This window comes from Caulobacter sp. Root655, from assembly GCF_001427665.1.
Lineage (GTDB): Bacteria > Pseudomonadota > Alphaproteobacteria > Caulobacterales > Caulobacteraceae > Caulobacter.
Genome location: NZ_LMHC01000012.1, coordinates 40502 through 61165, shown reverse-complemented (window position 1 = coordinate 61165; position 20664 = coordinate 40502). Strand labels below are relative to the sequence as shown.

Below are 20664 nucleotides of genomic sequence, written 5' to 3'. Positions count from 1 at the left end.
TTCATGGCGAGGGCGGCAGCTAAGCCGAGCCATGGCATCGCGGCAACCCTCTCCCAGAGGGAGAGGGTTCGAAGAAACCCTAGTTCCCTTCCTCCAGCAGCCTTCTCGCGATCACCTGCGCCTGGATCTCCCCGGCCCCCTCGAAGATGTTGAGGATCCGGGCGTCGGCCAGCAGGCGGCTGGCGACGTATTCCATGGCGAAGCCGTTGCCGCCGTGGATCTGCAGCGCGTTGTCGGCGGCGGCCCAGGCGACGCGGGCGGCGATCAGCTTGGCCATGCCGGCTTCCAGGTCGCAGCGCTTGCCCTCGTCCTTCTGGCGGGCGGCGAAATAGGTCAGCTGGCGCACGCCCATGATCTCGGCGGCCATCATCGCCAGCTTGTTGTGGACACGGGGGAACTCGAAGATCGCCTGGCCGAACTGCTTGCGGTCCAGGGCGTAGCCGAGGCCGGTCTCCAGCGCCGCCTGGGCCACGCCGACGGCGCGGGCGGCGGTCTGGATGCGGGCGCTCTCGAAGGTGGCCATCAGCTGCTTGAAGCCCTGGCCGGGCACGCCGCCCAGCAGGTTTTCGGCCGGCACGGCGAAGCCGTCGAAGCCCAGCTCGTACTCCTTCATACCGCGATAGCCGATCACCCCGATCTCGCCGCCGCTCATGCCCTGGGCTGGGAAGTCGTCGCCTTCGACGCCGCGCGGCTTCTCGGCCAGCAGCATCGACAGGCCGCGATAGTCGGTGGTGTCGGGCTCGGTGCGGACCAGCAGGGTCATGACGTCGGCCCGGGCGGCGTGGGTGATCCAGGTCTTGTTCCCCGTCACCACGTACTGGTCGCCGGTCAGGGTGGCGCGGGTGCGCAGGGACCCCAGGTCCGAGCCGGTGTTGGGCTCGGTGAACACCGCCGTCGGCAGGATCGAGGCGTCCGCGATCCTGGGCAGCCAATACGACTTCTGCGCCTCGGTGCCGCCGGTCAGGATCAGCTCGCCGGCGATCTCCGAACGGGTGGCCAGCGAGCCGACGCCGATCCAGGCCCGCGACAGCTCCTCCGACACCACGCACATGGCGGTCTTGCCCATGCCGCTGCCGCCGTATTCCTCGGGGATGGTCAGGCCGAACACCCCCAGGGCGCCCAGCTCCTCGACCAGCTCAATGGGAATAAGCTGGTCCTTCAGGTGCCATTCGTGGGCGAAGGGGGTGACCTTTTCCTCGGCGAAGGCGTGGAACTGGTCGCGGACCATCTCGAAGGTTTCGTCCAGGCCCGTATGCTCCAGGGTCGGGCGGCCCCGGGCCCGCGCCAGATGCTGGGCGATGCGGGTCTTCACCGCTTGGGTTCCGCCCTCGACCATCAGCTTCATCAGGCCGTTGGAATAGAGCCGGTTCAGCACCGCGCGGTCGGTGACCAGGTGGGCGGGGCGGACGATCTCGCCCTGGTTCATGGGCACGCCGCCGACCATCTGGGCGCAGTATTCGGAGACCAGAAGCTGGGCCAGCAGGGCCTCGATCTCGCCGAACCGGCCCTCGGCCTCCAGCCGTTCGGCCCAGCCGGCGACCTGGTTCAGCAGCTCGGCATAGGCGGCGTACCAGCCGTAGCCGTGCACCTGGTGCTGCTGGTCGTCGGCCAGCTTGCGGTCGATCTTGCCGCTTCCGCCCGTGATCGCCGCCTTCACGGCGGGCTTGGCCTCGGCCACGAACAGCTGGGCCGCGCCGGCCGCCTCGCGCAGCAGCGCGGTCAGACCCGGCAGGATCAGGGTTTCAGTGGTTTCCTGGGCGACCGTCGCGGTCATGGCTTGCTCCCGTGCGCCAAACAGTTGTTTTCTTTTACTCTGGAGCTTTTCGCATCTGCGAGCAATGCCGCAGTGCAACATAAGTGGCCCAATAGGGGAAGAAACATGCTGGTCGTCCATCACCTCAACGAGTCGCGCTCGCAGCGGATTCTCTGGCTGCTCGAGGAGCTGGGTCTGCCCTACGAGATCAAGTTCTACGAGCGCGACGCCAAGACCCGCCTGGCCCCGCCCGAGCTGATCGCCGTCCATCCGCTGGGCAAGTCGCCGGTGCTGACCGACGGCGACGCCACGATCATCGAGAGCGGGGCGATCACCGACTACGTCATCCGCCGCCATGCCGAGGGCAGGCTGGCGCCCGATCCGGCCTCGGCGGACTACGACGCCTACCAGCAATGGCTGCACTATGCCGAGGGCTCGGCCATGCTGCCGATGCTGCTGCGGATGTATGTCGGCCGCCTGGGCGAGGCCGGCGCGCCGCTGGCCCCGCGCATCGAGGGCGAGATCGCCAACCACCTGTCCTATGTCGAGGGCGCGCTGGTCGGTCGCCAGTTCTTCGTTGGCGACAGCCTGACCGGCGCCGACATCCAGATGAGCTTCGTCGCCGAGGTCGCCAAGGCCCACGGCAAGCTGGGCGACTATCCCAACCTGGCCGACTGGATCGAGCGCATGCACGCGCGCCCGGCCTGGAAGACCGCGCTGGCGAAGAGCGGGCCGTACAAGCTGGGGGAATGATCGGAAACCCTCTCCCAAAGGGAGAGGGAGGGGCCCAAGCGGAGCTTGGGAGGGTGAGGGGTTTGGACGTCTGACGGCGTGCCGGCAGGGCGCTCATGGAAAACGGTGAGGGCGTCACCCCTCACCCTCCCACCGCTACGCGGCGGGCCCCTCCCTCTCCCCTCCGGGAGAGGGTCTCTTAGGCCACCTGGAAGTACGCCGTTTCGCTGCCTTCGGTGTAGGCCACCACCATCACATCCAGGGCGACGCCGTCGTCGAGCGTCAGCCTGGTGCGGCCGGCCTTGAAGGCCAGGCGCATGGTTTCGGGGTCGCCGGTCACGGCGCCCTTGCCGCCGCGACGGCCGTTCAGCTCATTGACCAGGTGGACGGCGAATTCGACGGGACAGCTTTCGCGGGCGACGGTCAGGGCGCCGGCGCCGGTGCGTGGGGGTTTGGGAGGTTTGGCCATTGTTCAAGAACGGCTCAAGCCGCGTTTAGCTGCACCGGATACGCGTCCGATGCCGACAAGCCTGTGGATGCATGGTCTCTGAACGCGACATTCCGTGTGCAGGCGAGGGGCCGCCTCAAAAAAATCCAACATGAACGAAATCTGTCAGCCCGCCGCTCGGCGCCGTTCAGCTTCGCCTTGGCATGGTGCGTCTCACGGGGCCGACGGCTCCGGACCATTTCAAAGGGACAAAGACATGACCACCACGACCATCACCAAGAAGATCGCCCTGGGCCTGGCCATGAGCGCCACCGCCCTGACCATGGCCGTCGCCCCGGCCGCCAACGCCGTTGAGCAGCGCCTGGGCGGCGTGGTCGGCTGCGACGCGGCCGGCGGCAAGCAGGAAGTCGGCGCGGTGATCGGCGGCGTCCTGGGCGGCGTCATCGGCAACAAGCTGGCCAAGCACAACCGCGGCACGGGCACCGCCGTCGGCGCCGTCGCCGGGGCCGGCGCCGGCTCCTATGTCGGCTGCTCGATGCAGAAGAAGCGCGCGGCCGAGAACGCCGGCGGCGCCTACACCAGCAACGGCATCCGCCTGGCCAATTCGGTCGAAGCCGCCCCGATGACCGAGATCAAGGGCAAGTATGTCGCCCGCTCGACCCTGAACCTGCGCGCCTCGGCCTCGACCCGCGGCGAGCGGGTCGGCTCGGTCCAGGCGGGCGAGACCTTCCAGGCCCTGGGCCGCACCGGCGACGGCAAGTGGATCCTGGTCGGCCACGACGGCGTCGGCGTCGGCTACGTCAGCAGCGCCTACGTCTACCGGGCCTAAGGCCTCCTTGTCTTTGCGCATTTTCTTCACGCGAACCGGCATCCACTTCGCTTGAAAATGCTCCCCAGCGTTCGGCGGACCGCCCCCATAGCGGTCCGCCGCATACCGGCAAGCCCGTCCGCCCCCACGGCGGGCGGGCTTGTTGCGTTCGCCGACGCGCAATTCAAGCTTGCGGGCGAAACCCCAAGGTTGCATGACGGTTTCCAACTGGGAGGCCGGCATGGACACCGTGACACTCGCGCCGATCGCCAAGCGGGACCGCATCGCGGTGCTGGACGTGCTGCGCGGCGTGGCGGTGCTGGGCATCCTGCTGATGAACATCCCGATCATGGGGATGCTGTACGATCACCCGCTGCCGCCCGTGCCGGCCACGCCCAGCCTCGACTGGATCGTCTACACGCTGCAGGACACGGTGTTCTCCGGCGCGATGCGCGGGCTGTTCACCCTGCTGTTCGGGGCGGGGATGATCGTCATGCTGAGCCGGCCGGGCCCCGTCCAGGAAGCGGCGGCGGTTCAGGCCTACCTGACCCGCTGCTTCGCCCTGGTTCTGCTGGGCGTGGCCAATTTCGCCCTGTTCCTGTGGCCCGGCGAGATTCTGTTCAACTACGGGATCTGCGGCTTGGCGCTGCTGTTCTTCCGGCGGGTCGACACCCGGGTGCTGGTGGTCGCGGCGGCGGCGGCGCTGGTGTTCCTGGCCGTGCTGATGGGCGGACAGGGCGCCGAGCGCGCCGCCAGCCTGCGCACGGCGGAGGCGGCGGTCGCGGCCCAGGCGGCAGGGCGTCGGCCGAGCGAGGCGGAAGGCAAGGCGATCGCGGCGCGGGCCGAGATGCTGCGCAGGGCCCAGCCGACGGCGCGGGACCGGCGCGAGGCCTACGAGGTCCGCACCCACTATCCGTCCCTGCTGGCCTGGAGCGCCAAGACCTGGCTGGGCTACAACTGGGGGACCCGGGCGACCTTCGTGTTCGAGACCCTGGGCTTCATGCTGATCGGCATGGCGCTGTTCCGGGCCGGGGTGCTGACCGGCCGGTGGTCGAGCCGTTTCTACCTGACGCTGGCGGTCGGCGGTTTCGCCCTCGGGCTGGCGGTGCGCGGGACGCTGGCGGCGGCCAGTTGGCGCGCCGGCTACATGCCCGACCCGGCCGTCATGGCGTGGCGCGGCTATGTCTACGAACTGGGTCGGCTGCCGCTGACCCTGGGTTGGGTCGGCCTGGTGACCCTGGTGTTCCGCCACGGCCTGATCGGCCCCCTGGCCGGGGTGCTGGGCGCGGTCGGCCGTCTGGCCCTGACCAACTATATCGGCCAGTCGGTGATGACCTCGATCCTGTTCTACGGCCTGGGCCTGTTCGGCAAGCTCGGCTTCGCCCAGCTGATGGGCGTGGCCGTGCTGATCTGGAGCGTCCAGAGCGTGTTCAGCGTGCTTTGGCTGCGCCGCTATGAGATGGGTCCGGCCGAGTGGCTGTTGCGCGCCGTGACCTACGGCGCCTGGCGACCGCTGAGCCGGGTCGCCGCCAGCTCCAAGCCCGTGCCGGCCGCGGCGGAGTAGGGCGGCTAGCTCTCAGACCCCTCCGAGATAGTCGAACTTGCCCAGCGGCACGCCCTTGTGGCGCAGGATCGCGTAGGCGGTGGTGACGTGGAAGAAGACGTTGGGCAGCACGAAGCCCAGGGCGAAGGCCCGGCCGTTGAACGGGAAGTTCCCGCCAGGGGTCTGCAGCACCACCTCGCGCTCTTCCTGGCCGTCGATCGCCTCGCGGGGCGCGGCCTCGAGGAAGGCGATGGTGGCGGCGATGCGAGCCTGCAGTTGTTCGAAGGTGGTCTCGTCGTCGGCCATGGCCAGGTTGGGGATGCCGCCCAGGCGGACGACGCAGCCCTTGGCGCTGTCGCTGGCCCGCTGGATCTGGCCGGGCAGGGCCAGCATGTCGGGGGCCAACCGGGCCTCGATCAGGTCGTTGGGGTCGATGCCCTGCGCCTTGGCGTGGGCGGCGCCCTTTTCCAGGATGGCCGAGAGGTTGCGCAGGGCGCGGATCAGCACCGGCACGGTGAGGTCGTAGAGGGAAGTGGACATGGCGGGGAGCTTAGCCGGACGACGGCGCGGCGTCTTCCCTGTTGCAAAAACTTGTCATCCCGGACGTAGCGAAGCGAAGATCCGGGACCGCCGGAAGCGCCGAGTTCACGCGTCGGTCCCGGATCTTCGCGCTGCGCGCTCGTCCGGGATGACAGGCTATTTTCGCTGGAGATCCATAGGCGACACCTCTGTTTGCTTGGTGGCCCCGTTCAGAGGATCACCCCGCCCAGCCACGTCTGCCACACCACCACGAAGCCGCCGTGCAGGATCACCGCCGGCCACAGCGACCCGGTCCGCCAGCGCATCAGGGCGCAGCCCAGGCCGAGGATCGCGGTGCAGGCCAGAAAGTCCGGTCGCAGGAACATCGTGGCGCGCGGCATGAAGGTCAGGGCCTCCAGCGGATGCCAGGCGACATAGAGCACGGTCGAGAGAGCGATCGCGCCCCACGGTCGCCGGGCTTCCGGCCCGGGGACCAGCAGGCCGCGAAACGGGATTTCCTCGCCCAGGGCCGGTACGAACAGCACGGTCAGCAGCCGTAGCGGCAGGCCGGGGACGGTCGGCGTCAGGGCGTAGAGCCCGGTGGTGAAGCCGATGGCCACCATCAGCGCGGCGGTCGCCAGGGCGATCAGTCCGCACAGCGCCCAGCCACGGGTGGTGGGTAGGGTGGTCAGGGAACGAGCGAGGCGGTTGAAGATCGGGGACACGATTGGGGACACACACTCACCCCTCTGTCTTGGCTAGGGACCCACAGGCCTCGCCGTGAGTGTGTGTCCCCGTCAGCGTCCGAACCCCTACGTCCGCCACCGCAGCGTCGTCGCCTCGATCGGGTTGGCGAAGGGGCGGCGTTCGCGGTGGGCGGCGTTCCATTCGCGCTTCAGCTGGTGGTACCAGCGGCCCTGCTGGTCGGCGTCGCCCACCCACATCAGGGCCGGGTTGTCCTGCAGGCCGCGGGTCTGGGCGGCGACGATCTTGCCGTCCTGGCGCAGGAAGGTCCGGGCCGCCACGCGGATCACCGGATACAGCATGGTGAAGGCCGGATGGTCGGACCAGATGATCTGGTTCATCCGGGTCTTGCCGGCGTTGATGGGGGTCATGGCTGATAGGGCCAGCACCTGCTTGTCGCCGACCTTCACATGCTCCCAGCGCAGGCCCGGCAGGCGGAAGGTGATCTCGGTCAGCGGCTCGCCGCCGAGGATGGCGTAGGCCTTGGAGTTCTTCGACGGCTCGTGCCGCGTCATGGTGAAGCCGGCTTCCGACGGTGCGAAGGCCTTGCATTTCTCGTGCTGGCTGGCGCTGGTGCGCCACCACCACTGCTGGTGCACGAAGGGCCCGTGGGCCGGGTCGATCAGGCCCAGCACCGCGTGGTCGATATGGATGTCGTAGTCCAGGCGGTCGACCAGCTTGGGCTTGCCGCCGACCACGCCCGGGATCACCGGCGGCGGGGCGGGGGGCTGGCCGTCGAAGCGCGGGTCGCCCGACATCCAGATCCACACCAGGCCCTGGCTCTCGACGAGGGGATATTTCCGCACCCGCACCTTGCTGATGTCGAGCGGGTTGTCGGCGGTCAGGGACGGGATCTTGGCGCAGGCGCCGTCGGTGTGGAACCGCCAGCCGTGATAGGGGCATTCCACCGTCTCGCGACCGTCGGCCTCGGCGCGAACCTTGCCGGCCGACAGGTTGGCGGCGCGGTGCGGGCAGACGTCGCGCAGGGCATAGACCGCGCCGGCCTTGGTGCGGCCGATCAGCACCGGCTCGCCCAGGAACTCACGGCTTTCCATCTTGCCGGGCTTCAGGTCGGGCGACAGGCAGGCCATGTACCAGGCGTCCAGCACGAAGCCTTCGCCGAACTTCACCGCTCTGGAGGCCGGCGTCATGGCCAGTAGTTGCGCGTCGTCAGCCATGTCCATCGTTCTGTTGTGCAGCTTGCAGGCGCGAAACCCGTCCCGCCTTAGGCGGTCCCCGGACAGGATTTCACGGTAAGCTAGCCCCCAGGCGTACTAGGCCTGATCCCGGGGCTGGCGTCCAGAGCGACCGATCGTCTCGGCCTGTGAAGAGTTTGTGGCGGTAAGGGAAACCCTCTCCCAGAGGGAGAGGGTCTCAAACGGCCTACCGCGCCGCGGTCTCCACCAGTCGCTGATAGAACCGCACCATCCGCTCGACATTGGCGATCGAGACGTGCTCGTCGGTGCCGTGGATCATCTTGGTGGCGTCCACCGTCAGGACCAGCGGCTGGAAGCGGTAGATGTCGTCGGCGATCGGGCCCATGTAGCGGCTGTCGCTGGCGGCGGTCATCAGGGCCGGGGCGACCGGAGCGCGGCTCTCGTCGCCGGCCAGGGCGGCCAGTGTCTTCCAGCCTTCCGAGGTGGTCGAGGAGATCTTGCTGGGCTCGTCGGGGGCCTTCACCCAGGCCAGCTTGACCGGCAGGTCGCCGACCGCGCCCTTGGCCCGGGCCATCACGTCGGCCGAGCTGTCGCCCGGCGCGATGCGGTAGTTGATCCAGGCGGTGGCGTCCTGCGGCAGGACGTTCTCCTTGGGCGAGCCCTTCAGCATGGTCGGGGCGATGGTGGTGTGCAGCATGGCCGCGCCCGCGGGTGTGCGGGACGTCTCTTTCACCAGGAGAGGCGAGAACAGCCAGGTGTTGGCCGCCGCCATCTTGATGGCCGGCGAGGCGCTGGGGGCCAGGGTCTTGAGCATGTCGGCGCCGGGGCCGTCGAACTTCATTGGGAACGGCTTGTCGGCGATGGCCAGCACGGCCTTGGCCAGGGTGGCGACCCCGGTCTGGGGCGGCGGGGCCGACGAGTGGCCGCCGACGGCCGGGGCCGTGACGGTCAGGGTGGCGTAGCCCTTCTCGGCCGTGGCGATCAGGGCGACCTTGCTCTTGGTCACCGGGTGGTCCTCGACCACCACCATGCCCTCGTCGAGCACGAACTGGGCCTTGACGCCGCGCGACTTCAGCAGCGCCGCCGCCGCCCGGGCCCCGCCGCCGCGCACCTCCTCGTCGTGGCCGCTGACCAGGATCACCGTGCGCCGGGGCGAAAAGCCGACCTTGGCCAGGCCGTCGAGGGCCTCGAACAGGGTGACCAGGCTGCCCTTGTCGTCGATCGAGCCGCGACCCCAGACCGCGCCGTCGGCGATCACCCCGTCGAACGGCGGATGGGTCCACGAGCCTTCGCTGCCCGGCGTCACCGGCACCACGTCCTGGTGGGCCATCAGCACGATCGGAGCCAGGGACGGGTCGCTGCCCTTCCAGGTGTAGACCAGGGCGTGGCCGGCCACGACCTCGCGGCTCATCACCCGGTGAGCGTCGGGATAGGTCGCCTGCAGCCAGGCGTGCAGCTTGTCCCACTCGGCCGGCTGGTCCTGCGCCTTGTCCTGGTGGCTGATGGTCTGGAAGCGCACGGCCTCGCCCAGGTGCCGGGCGGCCAGGTTGACGTCGACCGGGCGGGCGGAGGCCAGGCGGATGCTCGAGGTGTCGACCGCCGCCGGAGCCTTGAAGGTCGCGGTGCGCACCGCGACCACGCCGGCCACGGCCAGCACCAGGCCCACCGCCGTCAGCGCGGTCTTGCTCTTCCAGCCCATGATCTCACTCCCCCGAACGTTTGTTTGGGCGCGACTGTGCGACGAGTTGGAGAACGTGCCAACCGGCAAGTTCGCGGCGTGGCGGCGGGCCGAGGCGTCCAGTGATGCACGCCATCTTTTCAGCCGTCATCCCGGGCCTTGTGCCCGGGACCCTGGTTCAGCTGACGGTGACGTGAAATGGCGCGCTGGCGCGCCACACGTCCGCACTTGCGGCGGATAGCGGGATCCCGGGCACAAGGCCCGGGATGACGATTGGAGAATGAGGGTGGGGCGCCATACATCGCTCGTTTGCTTTGCGGCCGCGCCTCCCGCATAGGCTGAGGCTCGTGATTGGACGGAGTTTTGAGAACGGCATGAGCGTCCTGGTCCTGGGCGGAACAGGTTTCATCGGCGCCCCGCTGGTCCGGCGGCTGGTCGCCGACGGCGTCGAGACGGCGGTCGGCCATCGCGGGATCGGCGAGGTCGCGGCCGGCGCGACCTCGTGCGTGCTCGATCGGCGCGACCCGGGCGCGGTGCTGGCGGCGGTGCGCGACGTCTCGGCGACCACGGTCATCGACCTGCTGGCCTATACCCGGGCCGACACCTTGCCGCTGCTGGACGCCCTGTCGGGCCGCATCGCGCGCTATGTGATGGCCAGCTCGGTCGACGTCTACGCCAACTACGAGGGCCTGCACCGCAAGGGCCGGCCGACGCCGGTCTGGGACCGGCTGACCGAGGACGCGGCGTTGCGCGAAACGCGCTTCCCCTACCGCCTGGCCAAGCCGCGCTCGCCCAGCGACCCGCAGGCCTGGATGGACGACTACGACAAGATCCCCCTTGAAGAGGCGGCTCGCGCCGCCCGTGGGCTGGAGGCGACCATCCTGCGCCTGCCGATGGTGTTCGGACCGGGCGACCGCCAGCGGCGGTTCTCCTGGGCGATCCGGCCGATGGTCCAGGGCCGGCCGCGCTTCGTGATCCCCCACCCCTGGGCGTCCTGGCGGGCGACCGTCGGCTATGTCGACGACGTGGCGGCGGGGATCGCCCTGGCGGCCGTCCATCCCCGCGCGGGCGGCGAAACCTTCAACCTCGGCCGGGCCAACACCCCGACCAACCTGGCCTGGGCCGCGACCTTCGCCGAGCACCTGGGCTGGCCTGGCCAGGTCCATCTGGCCCACCCCGACGTGGCGCGCGGGGCGCTGGCGGCGGCGGTGGCCGGGCTGGACCTGAGCTACCCGCTGTTCGTCGACAACGCCAAGATCCGGCGGCGGCTGGGCTATTCCGAGCCGACGCCGCTGGAGGACGTCCTGGAACGGACGGTGGCCGACGAGATGGGGCGGTAGAGAGGTCGACATGCGCAAGGCTGCAAACCGTCCCAAGACCGGTCTCGACGCCAAGCCACGCAAGGCCTCCGCCGTCCAGGCGACGGGCCAGTGCGTCTGCGGCGCGGTGGCGCTGGAGATCGACGTTCCGGCCCGCTGGGCCTGGCACGACCATTCCGAGGCCAGCCGCCGGGCCCAGGGCTGCGCCTACGCGACCTATGTCGGCAGCTATCGCAGTCGGTTCCGGATCCTGCGGGGCGCCGAGGCCATCACCCGGTTCGAGGACGCCGAGGCGGGGACGGCGCGCGGCTTCTGCGCGAAATGCGGGACGCCGCTGTTCTACGAACGGGCCCGCTCGCCGACCATGGTCAACATCCCCCGGGCGCTGTTCACCGAGCGCACCGGCCGGGAACCGCGCTATCACCTGTCGCTGCACGAGGCCCCGGATTGGCGCTATGCGGGCGAGGCCCTGGCGCCCTTGAAGGGGTATCCGGGCGTGATGTGGGAGCGGCCCAAGCGTAAGGTTCGCCGCGAAACCGACGGCATGTTCTGACCGACGATGCGCCGCCTCGCGGTTTTCATGGGGCTTGAACTATAGTCGCAAGCCAGGCGAACCACCGGGGGCGGGCCATGACCGAAACGAGCGTCGCGACGCGTCTGCCCACCTGGCCGGCCTGGGTCGTCTGCCTGCTGGCGGCGATGATCGAGGGCTTCGACATCCAGTCGATGGGGGTGGCGGCGCCGCGCATGCTGCCGGCCCTGGGCTTGACGCCGGGCCAGGCGGGATGGGCGTTCAGCGCCAGCCTGATCGGGCTGATGGTCGGGGCCAGCCTGGGCGGGGCGATCGCCGACCGCATTGGGCGACGGCCGGTGCTGGTCGCGTCGGTGGCGGCGTTCGGCCTGTTCTCCCTGGCCACGGCCGTGACCGGCGACATCACCTCGCTGCTGATCGTAAGGGTCCTGACCGGCCTGGGCCTGGGCGGCGCCATGCCGATGCTGATCGCCCTGGCCTCCGAGCGCGCCAGCCCGGCCCGCAAGGCGACCATGGTGGCGCTGATCGCCTGCGGCATGCCGCTGGGCGGGGCCCTGGCCGGACTGGTGGCGCGCACGCCCATGGCCCTGGCCGATTGGCGGACGATCTTCCTGGTCGGCGGCCTGGCGCCGCTGGTCGTCGCGCCGCTGCTGCGCCTGGTGCTGCCGGTCGGACGGCCGGACCGCGGCCAGGCCAAGGCCGGCGACGCGGCCCGCGCCCTGTTCGGACCGGGACGCTGGCCCGCGACGCTCTGCCTGTGGGTCAGCTACGCCCTGGTGGCCCTGACCCTGCACCTGCTGCTCAACTGGCTGCCGACCCTGCTGGTGGCGCGCGGCCTGCCGCCGTCGTCGGCGTCGGGCGTGGCGGCGCTGTTCAACCTGGGCGGGGCGGCCGGCGGCCTGGCCTTCGGGCTGGTGGTCGACCGGCTGGGCGCGCGCTGGCCGCTGCTGGCCGGGTTCGCCGGGCTGGCGGCGGTGCTGGTGGCCCTGGCGGTGGCGGCCGACGGCGGGGCGATCGCCGCCCTGGCCTTCGCCGGCGGCTTCCTGCTGATGGGCGGACAGTTCACCCTCTACGGCCTGGGCCCGCTGTACTACCCGGCCGCCGTGCGCGGCACGGGGGTCGGCGCGGCCATCGCCGCCAGCCGCGTCGGCTCGATCCTGGGACCGCTGGCGGCGGCCAGCCTGATCGGCGGCGGGGCGGGCGGCGCGGCGGTGGTCGGAGCGCTGGTCCCGGTGGTGGTCGCGGCGGGCGTGGCGGCGGGGTTGCTGACGTTGGTGGCGCGGCCGAGCGCGGCGTCGACCTAGGATTTCGGCGCGCGCTCCGCCATCGCGGCCATCGCCATGGTAGGATAGGTCTCCGGCTCGCGCCGACCTGATATCGAGGACGAAACAGATCCGTGCCTGAAGTCGCCGTCCAGACCCTGCTGAAGACGCCGACCGTCACGGTCCGGGACGTCTGTTGCCGGGGCAGTTGTCGGCATCAGAGCGCCGAGGAGTGCGCCGACGCCACGGAACTGGTCTTCCCCTATCGCGGCGTCTATGCGCGACACCTGGGGCGCGACCAGGCCATCGCCGAGGCGAACCAGGCGCTGTTCTTCAACGCCGGCGAGGGCTACCGGATCAGCCACCCGGTGTCGGGCGGCGACGCCTGCCTGTCGTTGGCCATCAGCGAGCCCTTGCTGCGGGAACTGGCCCCGAAGGCCCTGCTGCGCGACGGTCGAGCCCTGGCCTTTCGCGAACAGCGCCTGCGGATTGATCCGCGGGCCCAGGCCCTGGTGGCCCTGCTCCGGCACGGCCTGCGCCAGGGCGTCGCCGAACCGCTGGAAGCCGAGAGCCTGGCTCTGACGCTGGTGCGGCGCGCGCTCGGACCGCGCACCACCCACGCGGCGGGGGCCAGCGCCGGACGCCAGCGGCTGGCCGACCGGGTCAAGCTGGTGCTGTCGGGCGACCTGGCGCGCCGTTGGACCCTGGCCGATATCGCCGCCGAGGTGGGCGGATCGCCGGTCTATCTCACCCAGGTCTTCCAGCAGGTCGAGGGCCTGCCGCTCTATCGCTATCAGCTGCGGTTGCGGCTGGCCCGGGCGCTCGACCTCTTGCCCCAATATGACGACCTGACGGCGCTGGGCCTGGATCTCGGCTTCTCCAGCCACAGTCATTTCAGCGCCGCGTTCCGCGAAACCTACGGGCGCTCGCCCTCGGAATTCCGGCGGTCGGCCTCCCGTCGCTGAGCGGTGGGCCGGCGGCGGGTCTCGCGCGGCAGGTCGCTAAAGATCCTGATAGCGGCCGGTTCTCCCGAAATGGTCCTGTCGCCTCGCGCCGGTCCTTGGCGCTGTTGGAGACAGTACTGTGATCAGGAAAACCTGCGCGGCTTGCGACTGCGAGCTGGACGTCGATGCGATCAAGGTGACGATCGGCGGCGACATCGTGGAGGTCTGCTGCGACGACTGCGCGCGGAGGCTGGGCGAAGCCCACGCCTCGGCCGTGGCCCAGACGGGAGGCTGAGCCATGACGGAGCAATCTTCATCGCCGGTCCGGCGTAGCGTCCAGACGGCGTCGGGCCTCATCAGCTATGTCGAGCAGGGCGCGGGTCCGGTCGCCCTGTTCGTGCACGGCGTGCTGCTGAACGGGCATCTGTGGCGTCATCAGCTGGAGCACCTGTCCGACATCCGCCGGTGCGTCGCCCTGGACCTGCTGGCCCATGGCGGCACCGAGATCGCCGGCGACCAGGACGTGTCCATGACGGCCAACGCCGAAATGATCGCGCAATTCCTCGACGCCCTGGACATCGACCAGGTCGATCTCGTCGGCAATGACAGCGGCGGCGGCATCGCCCAGATCTTCGCGGCGCTCCATCCGCAACGCGTGCGCAGCCTGACGCTCACCGACTGCGACGCGCACGACAACTGGCCGCCCGAGGCTTTCAAGCCGTTCCTGGCCATGGCGGCGGCCGGCGGCCTGGGCGACACGCTGGCGGCGATGCTGGCCGACAAGGCGGTCTATCGCTCGCCCCAGGCCCTGGGGCCGGCCTATGAGCATCCCGAGCGGCTGACCGACGACAGCATCGAAACCTATCTTCGGCCGCTGGTCGCCACCGAGCGGCGCACGCGCGACTTCCAGCGCTTCCTGGCGGCCTTCGACAACCGGCACACCCTGGCCGTCGAGGATCGGCTGAAGACGTTGCGGGCCCCGACCCTGATCGTCTGGGGAACCGACGATGTGTATTTCGACGTGAAATGGTCGGTCTGGCTGGCCGACACCATTCCCGGCGTCCGCCGCCGCGTGGAGTTTGACGGCGCGCGGATCTTCTTTCCCGAGGAGCGATGGGCGGCGTTCAACCAGGAGCTCCGCGCCCATTGGAGCGCCGTCGCCTAGGGCATTTCAGGCGGGCGGCCGCCGCGTCGATGCGCGGCGGCCGTCAACATCTAGAGCCCCTCGCTGACCTCGACCACTTCCTCGAACGTCCGCAGGCCCGGCCGCTGGGCGCAGACCAGCACCGCCATGTTCCCCGGCAGGTGCTGGTTGGCCAGCATCTTCTCGTGGGCGGCGGGGATGTCGTCCCAGGGGAAGACCTCCGACAGGCAGGGGTCGACGCGGCGGTCGATGACCAGCTGGTTGGCGGCGCTGGCCTGCATCAGGTTGGCGAAGTGCGACCCCTGCACGCGCTTCTGGCGCATCCACAGGAAGCGGGCGTCCATGGTCAGGTTGAAGCCGCTGGTGCCAGCGCAGATGGCGACCATGCCGCCGCGTTTGACGACGAACACCGAGACCGGGAAGGTCGACTCGCCCGGATGTTCGAACACCAGGTCGACGTCCTTGTTTCCCGTGATCTGCCAGAGCGCCTTCCCGAACTTGCGGCTCTCCTTCATGTAGTCGTTGAACTCGGGGCCGTTGACGGTGGGCAGCTGGCCCCAGCAGTTGAACTCGTTGCGGTTCAGCACCGCCTTGGCGCCCATCTGCAGCACGAACTCGCGCTTGTCCTCGGACGACACCACGCCGATGGCGTTGGCCCCGGCCACGGCGGCCAGCTGCACGGCGAACACGCCCAGGCCGCCCGAGGCGCCCCAGACCAGCACGTTCTGGCCGGGCTTCAGCTCATGCGGCTTGTGGCCGAACAGCATGCGGTAGGCGGTGGCCAGGGTCAGGGTGTAGCAGGCGCTCTCTTCCCAGGTCAGGTGCTTGGGGCGCGGCATCAACTGGCGCGACTGCACCCGGCAGAACTGGGCGAAGCTGCCGTCCGGGGTCTCGTAGCCCCAGATGCGCTGGCTGGACGAGAACATCGGGTCGCCGCCGTTGCACTCCTCGTCGTCGCCGTCATCCTGGTTGCAGTGGATCACCACCTCGTCGCCGAGCTTCCAGCGCTTGACCTTGGCGCCGACCTTCCAGACGACGCCGGACGCGTCGGACCCGGCCACATGGTAGGCCTGCTTGTGGACGTCGAGCACGCTGACCGGTTCGCCCAGGGCGGCCCAGACGCCGTTGTAGTTGACCCCGGCGGCCATCACCAGGACCAGCACCTCGTCCTCGCCGATCTCCCAGGTGGGCACGACCTCGACCTGCATGGCCTGGGTCGGCTTGCCGTGGCGCTCCTTGCGGATGCTCCAGGCGTACATGGTCTTGGGCACGTGGAAGGCCGGCGGGATCTCGCCGATCTCGTACAGGTCCTTGACGGCGGTCTTGTCCAGCGTGGCGGCGGTCATACTCACTCCCCGGTCTTCTTCGGCGCTGCAACACAACGCTCGAACGGCTCTCTGCGCTCCGTGGGTCGTTCCGCGCGGGCAATTCGCAGCGTCGATCCATCATTTTTCGCTTCGCGCTGGAGGTTTTCCATCGCGAAGGCCGCCTAAGCTGTGACAACTGTTTAAATCTGGCAAGTGGAAATCTTGTGCGACGCAGCATGGTTGCATTTGAAACGAATTTGCCCGGACGTAGCGAAGCGAAGATCCGGGACCGCCGGAAGCGCTGAGTTCACGCGTCGGTCCCGGATCGGCGCGCTACGCGCTTGTCCGGGATGACAGAGGGGGCGGGCGAGAAGAAGCGGAGGTCTGTTCAAATCCGTCCCCATCCGCCAGGGTCGCGGCATGAGTTCGCTTATCCACGTCAGCCGCCCCACGGGCTCGATCCTGCTGGTCGAGCTGGACGCGCCGCCAGCCAACGCCCTGGGCCTGGCGGTCCGCGCCGAGCTGGTCAGGATTCTCGACGAGATCGCCACCGACGATGACACGCGCGCCGTCGTGCTGACCGGCCGGGGCGGGGTGTTCTGCGCCGGCGACGACCTGCGCGAGGCCCATGGCCGTGACGCCGCCGACGCCCTGGAGGCGGTCGAGGGCTTCAACCGGCTGATGGATTGGGTCGAGGCCCTGCGCGTGCCGGTGGTCGCCGCCGTCGACGGCTGGTGCTTCGGCGGCGGGCTGGAGCTGGCCCTGGCCTGCGACATCCGCCTGGCCAGCGACCGGGCGATGTTCGCGGCCTCGGGGGTCAATATCGGGCTGATGGCCTCGGTGACCCGGTTGCCGCGGCTGATCGGCGTGGCGCGGGCCAAGGCCCACCTGCTGACCGGCGCCCAGTTCGGACCCGAGCGGGCCCTGGCTGACGGGATCGTCACCGCCGTCCACCCGCCGGCCGATCTGCTGCCGGAAGCCTTCCGCCTGGCCGAATGGATCGCCTCGCGCGCGCCCCTGGCGGTGGAGGCGACCAAGCGAGTGGTGGACGGGCGCTCCTATGTCGAGGAAGAACTGCCGGCCTTGACGGCCAGCGCCGACCATCGCGAGGCGGTGGCGGCGTTCATGGCCAAGCGCTCGGCGATGTTCAGGAGAAGCTGATCCTTCCCCCATCAAGGGGGAAGGGGGAAAACCTTCACCCCATCTTCGCCAGCAGCCCCAGTTCGCCCGCCTTCATCACCGCTTCCTGGCGCTTGACCACGCCCAGCCGCTTCTTGGCGGCCTCGATGTGGTGGTGGACGGTGCGGGGCGACAGGGTGAGGATCGCGCCGATCTCCCAGTCGGTCTTGCCGCGACTGGCCCAGAACAGGCACTGGGCCTGGCGCTCGGAGATCACCCCATAGTCGGGATTGTCGTCCTGCAGTTCCCAGTGCTTGAGCATGATGGTGCCGAACACCGTGGCCAGGCTCTCGATCACGGCCCGGGCCGTGGGGTCGGTCTGGGGGGCCCCCGTGGCCATGCGGATCAGCACCTCGTGGCCGGCCGGGCCGAACACTCGCACCACATAGCCGTCGTTCATGCCGAATTCGGCGGCCTCGCCCCACATGGCCCGGGCGCGGTTGTCGCCCAGCGGCTTGGCGTCACTCCAGGCGAACGGCCGGCCCGACTTCTGCAGCAGCTTGATGCACGGGTCGTGGACCACGTGGCGGGCCCCCCAGTAGCGGGCGTCCCATTCGTCGAAGTCGCGGCGGCTGAGGGTGGGCGGCTCGCGGCCCAGCTGCTCGGCGTTGATCAGGGTGGCGCAGAAGCGGTCATAGCCGAACGCCGCCAGGGCGCGCCCGAAGTGCGCCTCGACCTGTTCGGGCTCGACATAGTGCGGCGCCTTGCTGAGAAAATCCCAGGCTTCCTGTTCGGCGGTGTTCAGCACGCGCGTAATGTCTCCCCATTCGCGACCGGCAGACTAGAGCATTTTCGAGCGAAGTGGCTTCCGGTTCGCGTGAAGACAATGCGCCAAAACAAAAACCTAGAGCCCTGGCCTGATGCAATCCGGTCGGGAAACGCTCTAGGATCGGGTGAGCGCGCGCGCCAGCCGGCGAAGAGGCGCTCAACCGAGCCTTGCAAGCCGTGCCGCGCGGACACACACTCCACCGGGCGGTCCTTCGAAAATCGGCGAAGGAGCGCGGAGGGGTTATCGATGGGGTGGCGTGACGCCTTCGCCGTGCTCGGCGTCCTGACCGCCTTGGCGCCGTTCCCGGTCCTGGCCCGCGGCCTCTATGATTGCGGCGACGAACGCCGGGTCGGCGCGGGAAAAACCTACGCCGCGCCCGTCGAGCCGACCCTTTTGAAAGGGGTCCTGTCGTGGACGCCTCGTCCGGATGGTTTTCCGCGCGATGAGAGCGTTCGCTCTCTGCGGATGGGCTTTTTCCCGCCCAGGCCGGGCGAGGCGGTGGCGCGAGCGGCCTATCTCGTGGCCCAGGTTCGGGCCGCGCCCACCCCTCGGCAGCCGCTATGGATCGTGGCTCGGATGGGCGAGGCCACGGTGCAGGAGGCCTTCTTCCTGCCTGGCCATCACCAAGATGAGGCTCGGACGGTCAAGGCGCCCGACCTCGCCAAGGGCGTCCTCGCGGCGGACGGCTTCTACAAGGAGGTGCGGCTCGAAAGCCCAGCCCTGGCGCGGGCCTTCGCCGAGGGCGCGCCGCTGGAGGTGATGTTGCAGGCTCAGGACGGCGAGATCGTCGCGCGGCGAGTGCTGGCCGTGGAGGGACGGGAAGCGGCGATGGCGGCGCTGGACAAGGGTTGGTGGACGCAGGTCGCCAGAATCCAGCGCGGCGAGCACTGCCCGATCCAGGTCATTGACGACTAGGCGAGACCACGGTCGCCCCGGCTTCCGCGTCGGCCCGCGCCTCCGCCACCGCCGCCAGCAGCGAGAACAGCGCCACGGTGTCGATCGGCTTGCGCAGCACGCCGTCGGCGCCGGCCCGGCGATAGCGGGCCACGTCGTCGTCGAAGACGTTGGCCGTCAGCATCCAGACCGGGATGCGGGTCCCGGCGGGCTCGGCGCGGCGGATCTCGCCCAGGGCGGCCAGCCCGTCCAGCACCGGCATGTTGACGTCCATCAGGACCAGGTCGAAGGCCTCGGCCCGCCAGGCGTCCAGGGCCCGGGCCCCGTCCTCGGCGAACACCAGCTCGACCGGCGAGGCGGCCAGCAGGGCGGCCAGAACCCGGCGGTTGGCGGGGTTGTCCTCGGCGGCCAGCACCCGGATCGGGCCGGCGACGCGCGGCTCGGCCACGGCGGGGAAGGGGGCGACGGCGGGGGACGCCAGGATCGGCCCCTCGAAAGCGAACCAGAACACCGCTCCCTGTCCGCCCGCGTCGCCCGTGGGGGCGTCGTCGACGCCGATCTCGCCGCCCATCAGGGCCAGGTTGGCGGCGCAGATCGCCAGGCCCAGGCCGCCGCCGCCCAGCCGGCGTCCGCGCTCGGTCTGCTCGAAGGCCTCGAACATCCTGGCGCGATCGTCGGGCGGGACGCGGGAACCGGTGTCACGGACTTCGATCAGCGCGGCCAGGGCCTGGTCCCTGGCGACGCCGGCCAGCCGCACGACGACCTGGCCGCCCGACGGCGTGGCCTTCAGGGCGTTGGACACCAGGTTGACCAGGGTCTGCTCCAGCTTGGCCTCGTCGGCCAGCAGGCCGAAGGACAGGGCGGGATCGGCGTCTTCGAAGCTCAGCACCACGCCGACCGCCTCGGCATGGGCGCTCCACACCCGCACGACGGTGCGCGCCAGTTGGCGCAGGTCGACCGGGGCCGGACGCAGCTGGGCCTTGCCGGCCTCCAGGCGGGTCAGGTCCAGCACGGTGTCCAGCAGCCGGGTCAGCTGGCCGCCGCCGTCCAGCACGCCCTGGGCCAGCTCGGCCTGGATGGGGGTCAGCAGGGTCTCGCGCCGCAGGGCGTGGGCGAAGCCCATCACGGCGTTGAGCGGCGTGCGGATCTCGTGGCTGGCCACGGCCAGCAGCTCGGACTTGGCGCGGCTGGCCGCCTGGGCCTCCTCGATGGCCTGGGTGAGGGCGACGTTCTTGCGGGCCAGGTCGCGCAGGGCCCGGGCCAGGGCCAGGTCGGTCTTCTGCTGGCGCCAGGTGGCGCTCAGCACCGCGGCCACGAACAGCGCCATGGCGATGGCGTAGTGGTTGTCGGCCAGCCGCGTCGGCCGGTCGAGCGCGAACCAGATCAGGGTGACCACCGGCGGGCCGATGGCCGTGACGTAGCTGACGCGGTTGGTGTGGACGCGCAGGGCGGCGAACAGCAGCACGCAGATCACCAGCAGCGCCGCCTCGACCCTGACGATCGGCGCGCCGAACTCGCGGATCTGGACGGCTAGCCAGCAGGCGTTGATCGACAGCAAAAAGACCAGAACGATCGACGCTCGACGCAGCCAGCGGAAGGCCACGACCGGGTCGCGATGGCGGACCGCCAGCTCGGTGGCGCCCAGCAGAGACGCGTAGAGGACCAACTCGACGCCGCCGAACAGGATCATGCCCAACGGCGTATAGATCGCCAGCAGCCCGACGAAACAGGCGACCAGGCCCAGGCGCGAGAGCACCAGCCCACGCGTATAGCGAACGAACCCGTCCAGCCGGGTGACGTCCAGGATCTGTCCGTCCATGCCGATCCTCGCCTACGCCACTACGTCCTGGAATGACCCTGAGGAAGCTAGAGCATTTGGCGGCGATTCTGGGTTGCACGCTCGCCTGATAGGCGAGCTTTGCGTGGGACGGA

The 20664-nt window shown here is 69.9% G+C and carries 20 protein-coding genes; 11 read left to right on the top strand and 9 right to left on the bottom strand.

Features of this window, described 5'->3' with window-relative positions:
- Window positions 1-79 precede the first annotated feature (79 nt).
- The gene (locus ASD79_RS09330) at window positions 80-1774 is read right to left on the bottom strand and encodes an acyl-CoA dehydrogenase family protein (RefSeq protein ID WP_056720864.1); all 1695 of its coding nucleotides are present in this window, start codon (window positions 1772-1774) and stop codon (window positions 80-82) included.
- A gap of 105 nt (window positions 1775-1879) precedes the next feature.
- Between ASD79_RS09330 and ASD79_RS09325 the strand changes: the two genes are divergently transcribed.
- On the top strand, window positions 1880-2506 hold the full coding sequence (locus ASD79_RS09325) for a glutathione S-transferase family protein (protein ID WP_056720862.1): 627 nt from the start codon (window positions 1880-1882) through the stop codon (window positions 2504-2506).
- A gap of 178 nt (window positions 2507-2684) precedes the next feature.
- On the opposite strand, the gene ASD79_RS09320 is transcribed toward ASD79_RS09325, so the two are convergent.
- A complete protein-coding gene (locus ASD79_RS09320; protein WP_056720860.1) occupies window positions 2685-2954 on the bottom strand; it encodes a hypothetical protein in 270 nt (89 codons plus the stop codon).
- A gap of 235 nt (window positions 2955-3189) precedes the next feature.
- Here ASD79_RS09320 and ASD79_RS09315 point away from each other — a divergent pair, with 235 nt between their 5' ends.
- Window positions 3190-3762, top strand: a complete 573-nt coding sequence (locus ASD79_RS09315; protein ID WP_156400428.1) for an SH3 domain-containing protein — start codon at window positions 3190-3192, stop codon at window positions 3760-3762.
- A 193-nt stretch (window positions 3763-3955) separates the two neighbouring features.
- Window positions 3956-5305 (top strand): DUF418 domain-containing protein, encoded by a 1350-nt coding sequence (locus tag ASD79_RS25425; protein ID WP_056720857.1) that lies wholly within the window; start codon window positions 3956-3958, stop codon window positions 5303-5305.
- A 12-nt stretch (window positions 5306-5317) separates the two neighbouring features.
- Here the strand turns inward: ASD79_RS25425 and ASD79_RS09305 are convergent, their stop codons facing one another.
- The 4 genes from ASD79_RS09305 to ASD79_RS09290 form a co-directional block, all read right to left on the bottom strand.
- A complete protein-coding gene (locus ASD79_RS09305) occupies window positions 5318-5824 on the bottom strand; it encodes a DUF1993 family protein (protein WP_056720856.1) in 507 nt (168 codons plus the stop codon).
- Between the two features lie 209 nt (window positions 5825-6033).
- Window positions 6034-6540, bottom strand: a complete 507-nt coding sequence (locus ASD79_RS09300; RefSeq protein ID WP_056720854.1) for a CPBP family glutamic-type intramembrane protease — start codon at window positions 6538-6540, stop codon at window positions 6034-6036.
- A gap of 75 nt (window positions 6541-6615) precedes the next feature.
- The gene (locus ASD79_RS09295; protein ID WP_156400426.1) at window positions 6616-7731 is read right to left on the bottom strand and encodes an aromatic ring-hydroxylating dioxygenase subunit alpha; all 1116 of its coding nucleotides are present in this window, start codon (window positions 7729-7731) and stop codon (window positions 6616-6618) included.
- A gap of 199 nt (window positions 7732-7930) precedes the next feature.
- Window positions 7931-9403: a M20 family peptidase gene (locus ASD79_RS09290; protein WP_056720852.1), complete on the bottom strand. Its 1473-nt coding sequence runs from the start codon at window positions 9401-9403 to the stop codon at window positions 7931-7933.
- A gap of 353 nt (window positions 9404-9756) precedes the next feature.
- Here ASD79_RS09290 and ASD79_RS09285 point away from each other — a divergent pair, with 353 nt between their 5' ends.
- From ASD79_RS09285 to ASD79_RS09265, 6 genes are all read left to right on the top strand, one after another.
- Window positions 9757-10722 carry an NAD-dependent epimerase/dehydratase family protein gene (locus ASD79_RS09285; protein WP_056720850.1) on the top strand — a complete coding sequence of 322 codons (966 nt, stop codon included), beginning with the start codon at window positions 9757-9759 and terminating at the stop codon, window positions 10720-10722.
- 10 nt (window positions 10723-10732) lie between these two features.
- On the top strand, window positions 10733-11254 hold the full coding sequence (locus ASD79_RS09280; protein ID WP_056720848.1) for a GFA family protein: 522 nt from the start codon (window positions 10733-10735) through the stop codon (window positions 11252-11254).
- Between the two features lie 77 nt (window positions 11255-11331).
- Complete coding sequence (locus ASD79_RS09275; RefSeq protein WP_056720846.1) at window positions 11332-12537, top strand: MFS transporter; 1206 nt, start codon at window positions 11332-11334, stop codon at window positions 12535-12537.
- Between the two features lie 92 nt (window positions 12538-12629).
- Window positions 12630-13460: a helix-turn-helix domain-containing protein gene (locus ASD79_RS09270; protein WP_056720844.1), complete on the top strand. Its 831-nt coding sequence runs from the start codon at window positions 12630-12632 to the stop codon at window positions 13458-13460.
- A gap of 118 nt (window positions 13461-13578) precedes the next feature.
- Window positions 13579-13734, top strand: a complete 156-nt coding sequence (locus tag ASD79_RS24585; RefSeq protein ID WP_200952291.1) for a hypothetical protein — start codon at window positions 13579-13581, stop codon at window positions 13732-13734.
- Window positions 13735-13737: 3 nt separating this feature from the next.
- Entirely contained in the window at window positions 13738-14604 is an 867-nt protein-coding gene (locus tag ASD79_RS09265; RefSeq protein ID WP_056720841.1) for an alpha/beta fold hydrolase, read from the top strand.
- Between the two features lie 50 nt (window positions 14605-14654).
- Here ASD79_RS09265 and ccrA read toward each other — a convergent pair whose 3' ends face one another.
- Window positions 14655-15929 (bottom strand): crotonyl-CoA carboxylase/reductase, encoded by a 1275-nt coding sequence (ccrA, locus tag ASD79_RS09260; RefSeq protein WP_056720839.1) that lies wholly within the window; start codon window positions 15927-15929, stop codon window positions 14655-14657.
- A 381-nt stretch (window positions 15930-16310) separates the two neighbouring features.
- Between ccrA and ASD79_RS09255 the strand changes: the two genes are divergently transcribed.
- Entirely contained in the window at window positions 16311-17051 is a 741-nt protein-coding gene (locus ASD79_RS09255) for an enoyl-CoA hydratase/isomerase family protein (protein WP_056720837.1), read from the top strand.
- A gap of 34 nt (window positions 17052-17085) precedes the next feature.
- On the opposite strand, the gene ASD79_RS09250 is transcribed toward ASD79_RS09255, so the two are convergent.
- Window positions 17086-17817, bottom strand: a complete 732-nt coding sequence (locus ASD79_RS09250) for a LuxR family transcriptional regulator (protein ID WP_056720835.1) — start codon at window positions 17815-17817, stop codon at window positions 17086-17088.
- A 267-nt stretch (window positions 17818-18084) separates the two neighbouring features.
- Between ASD79_RS09250 and ASD79_RS09245 the strand changes: the two genes are divergently transcribed.
- On the top strand, window positions 18085-18753 hold the full coding sequence (locus ASD79_RS09245) for a hypothetical protein (protein ID WP_056720833.1): 669 nt from the start codon (window positions 18085-18087) through the stop codon (window positions 18751-18753).
- Here ASD79_RS09245 and ASD79_RS09240 read toward each other — a convergent pair.
- Window positions 18740-20551, bottom strand: coding sequence for a response regulator (locus ASD79_RS09240; RefSeq protein WP_056720831.1), 1812 nt, complete (start codon window positions 20549-20551; stop codon window positions 18740-18742). The genes ASD79_RS09245 and ASD79_RS09240 overlap by 14 nt on opposite strands.
- Window positions 20552-20664 lie beyond the last annotated feature (113 nt).